At 48.7% G+C, this 6,980-nt stretch carries 7 protein-coding genes and 1 tRNA gene; 7 read left to right on the top strand and 1 reads right to left on the bottom strand.

The window, feature by feature from the left end; genetic code table 11:
• Positions 1-891: 891 nt before the first annotated feature.
• Positions 892-965 (bottom strand) — tRNA-Met (locus tag H9L05_RS17725).
• A 136-nt stretch (positions 966-1,101) separates the two neighbouring features.
• On the opposite strand from H9L05_RS17725, the gene H9L05_RS17720 reads away from it, so the two are divergent.
• From H9L05_RS17720 to H9L05_RS17700, 7 genes are all read left to right on the top strand, one after another.
• Entirely contained in the window at positions 1,102-1,515 is a 414-nt protein-coding gene (locus H9L05_RS17720) for an START-like domain-containing protein (RefSeq protein ID WP_084447460.1), read from the top strand.
• 113 nt (positions 1,516-1,628) lie between these two features.
• The gene (locus tag H9L05_RS24125; protein ID WP_223284540.1) at positions 1,629-2,345 is read left to right on the top strand and encodes an LptF/LptG family permease; all 717 of its coding nucleotides are present in this window, start codon (positions 1,629-1,631) and stop codon (positions 2,343-2,345) included.
• Positions 2,342-2,656, top strand: a complete 315-nt coding sequence (locus H9L05_RS24120) for a hypothetical protein (protein ID WP_223284539.1) — start codon at positions 2,342-2,344, stop codon at positions 2,654-2,656. The genes H9L05_RS24125 and H9L05_RS24120 overlap by 4 nt, the downstream gene beginning before the upstream one ends.
• The gene (locus tag H9L05_RS24115) at positions 2,611-3,060 is read left to right on the top strand and encodes an LptF/LptG family permease (RefSeq protein ID WP_223284538.1); all 450 of its coding nucleotides are present in this window, start codon (positions 2,611-2,613) and stop codon (positions 3,058-3,060) included. Before H9L05_RS24120 ends, H9L05_RS24115 begins: the two co-directional genes overlap by 46 nt.
• Positions 3,061-3,233: 173 nt before the next feature.
• Complete coding sequence (gene rpsO / locus H9L05_RS17710; RefSeq protein ID WP_133272904.1) at positions 3,234-3,509, top strand: 30S ribosomal protein S15; 276 nt, start codon at positions 3,234-3,236, stop codon at positions 3,507-3,509.
• 197 nt (positions 3,510-3,706) lie between these two features.
• Complete coding sequence (gene pnp, locus H9L05_RS17705) at positions 3,707-5,872, top strand: polyribonucleotide nucleotidyltransferase (protein ID WP_187732047.1); 2,166 nt, start codon at positions 3,707-3,709, stop codon at positions 5,870-5,872.
• A 108-nt stretch (positions 5,873-5,980) separates the two neighbouring features.
• Entirely contained in the window at positions 5,981-6,844 is an 864-nt protein-coding gene (locus H9L05_RS17700) for a sigma-70 family RNA polymerase sigma factor (protein ID WP_084447456.1), read from the top strand.
• Positions 6,845-6,980 lie beyond the last annotated feature (136 nt).

The following is a 6,980-nucleotide window of genomic DNA, read 5'->3' as shown; positions in this document are numbered from 1 at the left end:
GGCGAACCTAAGCTGCTGTCGAGTGCTTGATCCAACTCTTTGTGTTGAACTCGTTTGTTACGCTTGCTACCGTGGGTAGTTGCCTACCGCCGGCAGCCTTACCAATTTGTCTTTTCCAATCATTCAAAGAACGTGCGCCAGCTCCTGTTGAGCTAACCTTGCCGCTACTCCCATAGCCCTTTCCCTCCACTAGCCGGAACCTCTTTTTGCTGGTGTTCTTAAACTCATAACGAGCTTTTAACAAACAGCTTACTCAATGTTATTAGTTCGCTTAACCACCAGGAAATTTGCTTTCGTACAAAGCTTCTTTCTGATTGGGGGTGCAAAGGTAGAAACCCTTATCGATAAACCAAAAAAAATTTAAATATTTTTTCAGCTTGCGACTCCCGTATGGAGTCTTTCTGTGATCGGGGTGCAAAGGTAAAAATGTCTCTTAACAATGCAATAGATGTCGCAAATATTTTTTGAAACTAGTTTAGTGCGTCGTAGTGAAAGGTGGGACATTTGTATGTTTTAGAGTATTATAGTGATTCAAATTATAATGATGACTCCTTAAAAACTTCTTGCCAATGCTGAACAATGCATGGGTGGGTTGGAATATTATATTCATCTGTCTATGCTTATCTGTTTATACTTACTGATTTACTATAGAACCTTGATAATCGCCCGATGAATGATGAATAAGACTAACGATAAATCAGATTTGGAAGATTGAGTATCCATAGAACCTCAGCAGGGTAAGGCGATGCTAGTTGAACGTCCCCTTAAAAAGAGCAAAGCCTGGTGCTGTAGTGAAAGGTCGAGTATGTTCAGATTTGAACAAGGGAACTATTCAAAATATCTCCCGGAAAAGCAAAAAAGGCCTTCCTATGTTAGGAAGGCCTTTTCTTGTAGCGGGGACGAGAGTTGAACTCGTGACCTCAGGGTTATGAATCCTGTGCTCTAACCAACTGAGCTACCCCGCCGGGTTTTTGGTGCCGCAAAGGTAGGCACAAGATTTGACCCGACGCAATCCTTAGTAAAAAAAAACCCGTGTATATTGCCCACTACCTGCCATATGTCTTGGGTAGGAGTGATGCCGTTCTTTTATATATCTACCTTATGCCTCTCTCTGCAACTCGCTCAAAACACCGTTTTTCGGTGGAATACCCTATTAATGCATCAACCAAAATTCTGTACCCATATTTGGCTTCAGCATCAGGGCTGACGCAGTGGTTTTGTCAGGACGTGCGCATTGATGAGGATCACCGCTTCAATTTTATCTGGGATAATCAGCCTCACTACGCCGAGATGAGTTCACATCGCACCAATCGGTCGGTGCGCTATGTGTTTCTGGATCAGAACAAACGACTGACGCCGGATGCGAGCTACCTCGACTTTACGTTGGAAGAATCTCAGCTAACACAAGAGGTATATCTGCGGGTGCTAGACTACTCGGAAGAAACGGATGAGGAGGAGTTGCAGGAAATGTGGGATAGCCTGATTGTTAAGTTGCGGGAACAAGTAGGCGGATAAGTCGGGTTAATTATAAAAATTGAAGGAGCAGAAGCTAAACGGGCAGTAGCTACGTTTACCTACTGCTCCTTTTTAGTGGAAATGCCCCCCAGCGGTACATTTCTGGTTGATCAATGAAAAAACTCGACAAACTGATTCTGAAGGCCTTTGCTGGCCCTTTTTTACTTACGTTCGCAGTGGTGGAGTTTATCCTGCTGACGCAGTATATGCTCAAATACATGGATGATATAATTGGCAAAGACCTCGGTTTCGCGGTCATTGGCCAGTTATTATTCTTTTTTAGTGTCCTGATGGTACCAATTGCGCTGCCTTTGGCGGTGCTGCTATCGTCGCTCATGACTTATGGAACATTGGGCGAACACCAGGAACTGACTGCTATCAAGACTTCTGGAATTTCGCTAACCCGTATTCTGAGACCGGTGCTGCTGGTAAGCTTGGTGTTGGCCGTTGGAGCATTCTGGTTTAATAATACCATCGTTCCAAAGGCTAATCTGAACGCCTACAGCTTGCTGTGGGATGTGCGCCAACAGAAACTGTCCTTGGATATTCGGGAGGGTGTGTTCTATAACGGTATTCCCGGCTATACTATTAAGGTGAATCAGAAGGCTGGTGAGAATGGCGACCTGCTTAAGGGCGTCATGATTTATGACCACACCAATACAGACGGTAACTCCAAGGTTATTCTGGCTGATTCTGGCCGGATGTTTATGCGCTTTGGGGGCAATATTTGGGGTTGGAGTTATTCGATGGCGTCATGTATCTGGAGCAGCCCGATGTTCGAAATAGGGCAGGAGCGAGCTTCGTGCGCCAAGCTTTTTCGCGCAACTTGATTACGTTCTCTTTAGCGTCTTTTGATTTGAACCGGACGCAGCAGGAGCTGTTCACGGAGAACAAAATGATGATGGATCTGCCGCGTCTGCATCAGTACACTGATTCGCTGCATAAGCGCCTTGGTACCGAGCGACAACAACAAGTGCGGATGCTGAACCCCTATTATGTGCATATGCGGCTTGATACTACTGGGCAAGCTGCCAATCAGCGGGTGGCGAACTGGCAGGTATCAACCAAAGAATTGCCCCCCTCACGCTCAACCAAGTGCAACAGGCCACCAACCGGGCCCGCAACTTGCGTGGCTACTTGAGTAGCTCAGTTGAGCGCCTTTCAACATTAGCCCGTGAAACCGGCAACTATCGCATTGAGATTTACCGCAAGTACACGCAGTCAGCTGCTGTATTGATTATGTTTTTGATTGGCGCACCGCTGGGGGCCATTATTAAGAAAGGTGGCTTGGGCGTGCCAGTGCTGATTTCTATACTGTTCTTTATTATTTATTACGTGGCCTCCATCATGGGAGAGAAGTATGGGCGCGAAGGTGTGCTGCCGGTAGGGCTAGGCATGTGGATTGCTGATGCACTGCTGTTGCCTGTAGGACTGTTTTTTCTATACCAAGCACGGCGCGACTCGGGCGTACTTGAAGTGGATTTCTGGCGCCGACTACCAGCCAAAATTCGCTGGCCCTTTCGTGGTTACCGCCGCGCATCCTAGTTGCTTTTACTTATTTGTGGCATCTAATCCAAGCTCCAAAGCCAGAAGTGCAAATCTGAACGGTCAAAAACGAACAACGAGCCATAAAAACTCTTACCTTTGCGGCCACTCCGAGATGCGGGGTGGCCTTTTTTCTCATATTTTAATTCCAGACGGGTAACTCCTATCTGCCGATGAAACTCACTACCGAAGCAAAACAGACTATTTTCGCTGAAAATAGCCTATCCAAGTCTGCCACCGATACCGGTTCGGCTGAATCACAAATTGCGCTGTTTACGCACCGCATCAATCACCTGACGGAGCACCTGAAGGTTAACAAAAAAGACTTTTCGACTCGCTTAGGCTTGCTTAAGCTTGTAGGTAAGCGTCGTCGCCTGCTTGACTATCTGCAGCACCGCGAGATCAACCGCTACCGCGCAATTATTAAGGAGCTGGGTATCCGCAAGTAATCCCGTCCGTAGGAGCAGGGAGCCCTCTTTAGAGGGTTCCCTGCTCTTTTTTTGACCCCTTGGGTCACCTTTTGGGTAAGGCAAACTGTTACATTATAAAAAAGCCCCCCAGACAATTCTAGAGTAAAATAATACCGGAGGCCGGTACTGTTTTTTTGGCTGCTCGCCCGCTGTCGCTTTTCTAAGCAATCTTTCCGATGCCTAATTACCACGCTATTACCAAAACTATTACGCTGCCAGATGGTCGGCAGATAACCCTTGAAACTGGCAAATTGGCCAAATTCGCCGATGGGGCGGTAGTGGTACGCCTTGGCGATGCCATGCTGCTGGCTACGGTGGTTTCGCAGCCCAGCCAGCGCGAAGGCGTTGATTTCTTGCCTTTATCAGTTGATTATCAGGAGAAGTTTGGCTCGGCCGGCAAAATTCCTGGTTCATTTCAGCGCCGCGAAGGTCGCTTGTCGGACTCCGAAATCCTCGTTAGCCGTTTGGTCGACCGCATTTTGCGCCCCATGTTCCCCAAGGATTATCACTATGAGGTGCAGGTGATGATTTCGCTGATATCAGCAGATAAGGATGTCCAGCCTGATGCCTTGGCTGCTCTAGCCGCCTCAGCTGCACTGTCTGTTTCTGATATCCCATTTGCTGGCCCTATTTCAGAAGTACGCGTAGCGCGTATCGATGGTAAGCTGCAAATCAACCCCAAAACCTCCGACATTGCCCGCGCAGACATCGACCTCATCGTTGGTGCTACCGCCGACTCGGTGGCGATGGTAGAGGGCGAGATGAATGAAGTGAGCGAAGAGGAAATGGTGCAAGCCATTGCTTATGCTCATGAAGCGATTAAGGAGCAGGTACGCGTGCAGATGGAGCTGGGCGCTGTAGTGGAGAAGGCTGCTGTAAAGCGTGATTATCCAAAATACGAAGAGGATGCCGAACTGAAGCAGCGTATTACTGATGCTGTTTATCAGAAGGCCTATACCGTAGCTTACTCTGGCAATACTAGCAAGGCGGGCCGTAAGGAAGGCTTTAGTGCTATCAAGAAGGAGTTGCTCGAAACACTTATAGCTGAGCAGCCCGAACTGAACATGAAAATGTTCAGCCGCTACCACGCATCAGCAGAGAAGAAGGCTATCCGCGACATGATGATCAAGGAGCGTACGCGCTTAGATGGTCGTCAACTCACGGAAATCCGTCCTATCTGGAGCGAAATTAACTATCTGCCCGGTGCACACGGCTCTGCTTTGTTTACACGCGGTGAAACTCAGTCGCTGACTACGGTGACTTTGGGTACTAAATTGGATGAGCAAATTATTGACTCTGCTATGCTTTCGGGCTATAGCAAGTTTATGCTACACTACAACTTTCCGGCCTTCTCGACTGGCGAAGTAAAACCTAACCGCGGTCCTGGCCGTCGGGAAATTGGCCACGGTAACTTGGCTATGCGCTCTTTAAAGCGTGTATTACCAGGTGAAGACGAGAACCCTTACACTATTCGTATTGTATCGGATATTCTGGAGTCAAACGGCTCTTCGTCGATGGCTACGGTTTGTGCTGGTTCATTGGCACTGATGGATGCAGGTGTGAAAGTTCGCGCCGCAGTATCCGGTATCGCAATGGGCCTTGTACAAGATAAAGAGACCGGCGAGTATGCTGTGTTGTCTGACATCTTGGGTGATGAAGATCACTTGGGTGATATGGACTTCAAAGTGACGGGCACTGAGAAAGGAATCGTGGCATGCCAGATGGATATCAAAATCCAGGGGTTGAGCAGCGAAATCCTGACTGCTGCTCTGCACCAGGCTCGCGAAGGCCGTCTGCACATCTTAGGCGAAATGGCTAAAACCATCAGCCAGCCCGCCGCCGACATGAAGCCGCATACACCTCGTTCGCACAAGATGCTGATTGAGAAAGAGTTTATCGGTGCTATTATCGGACCCGGTGGCAAAGTCATTCAGCAGATCCAGAAGGACACCAACGCTACGGTAATTATCGAGGAGAAGGACGAGAAAGGTCACGTAAGCATTTACGCATCGAACCAAGAGGATATGGAAGCAGCCATTGGCCGCATCCGTGCTATTGCAGCTCAGCCAGAAATAGGTGAAACCTACAAGGGTAAAGTTCGCAGCATCCAGCCTTATGGTGCTTTCGTAGAAATTATGCCTGGCAAAGACGGCCTTTTGCACATTTCAGAAGTAGGCCACGAGCGCCTGAATAGCTTGGAAGGTGTGCTGGAAGTTGGTCAGGAAATTGACGTAAAACTGCTTGATATCGATAAGAAGACCGGCAAATACCGTCTCTCGCGCAAGGTTTTATTGCCACGGCCCGAGCGTACAGCCGCCGATAATGGTGAAGCCCAAGCCTAGTCTTCGAACTTTCGCGGGTACCGGCATGTTGCCCAAAACTAGCCAGTACCCGTAAAAGGTATCAGTAATGTTCAATAACTATCATAATACAACTCTTTCGCGCCCGCAATGAGACAGCTTAAAATCAGCAAGCAAATCACCAACCGCGAAAGCCAGTCGCTGGATAAATACCTCCAGGAGATTGGCAAAGTGGATTTGCTCACCCCCGACGAGGAGGTAACGCTGGCGCAGCGGATTAGGGAAGGTGACCAACAAGCACTGGAAAAGCTTACCAAAGCCAATCTTCGCTTCGTGGTATCAGTAGCCAAGCAATATCAGAACCAGGGGCTTTCGCTGGGCGACTTGATCAATGAGGGCAACCTTGGCTTGATTAAGGCAGCTAAGCGCTTTGATGAAACCCGCGGCTTTAAGTTTATTTCTTATGCCGTATGGTGGATTCGTCAGTCCATTCTGCAAGCCTTGGCCGAGCAGTCGCGCATTGTGCGCTTGCCGCTGAACCGGGTTGGTTCCCTAAACAAAATTTCGAAATCCTTCTCTGAACTGGAGCAAAAATTTGAGCGGGAGCCCTCGCCCGAAGAGATTGCCGAAGTACTGGAACTGACTACCTCTGAGGTAGTAGATACGCTCAAGATTTCAGGCCGTCACGTGTCCGTAGACGCGCCGTTCGTGCAAGGCGAAGAGAACCGCCTACTCGACGTGCTCGAAAATGAAGACGAGGAATCGCCTGATACGGGCCTAATGAACGACTCACTGCGCAAAGAAGTGCAGCGCGCCCTCTCTACGCTTACCAAGCGTGAAGCGGATGTGATTACCCTTTACTTCGGTTTGAATGGCGAGCATTCGCTTACACTGGAAGAAATTGGTGAGAAGTTTAGCCTGACTCGGGAGCGGGTTCGCCAGATCAAAGAGAAGGCTATTCGCCGCTTGCGCCACACTTCGCGCTCCAAAGCCCTGAAGCCTTATCTGGGGTAAATTTTGCCCCCCAGCCTCAAAAACCCCAGCCTATTCGTTGGGGTTTTTTGTTACACGTGGTAGTAGCATTCCTTCAGATGTACTCTGAAATGATAACTGGGGGCTTTTTTGCTACTATTGCTGTGGCGTTTGAAGC

Source organism: Hymenobacter qilianensis, assembly GCF_014489555.1.
Lineage (GTDB): Bacteria > Bacteroidota > Bacteroidia > Cytophagales > Hymenobacteraceae > Hymenobacter > Hymenobacter qilianensis.
This window is presented reverse-complemented; position numbering and strand designations above follow the sequence as displayed.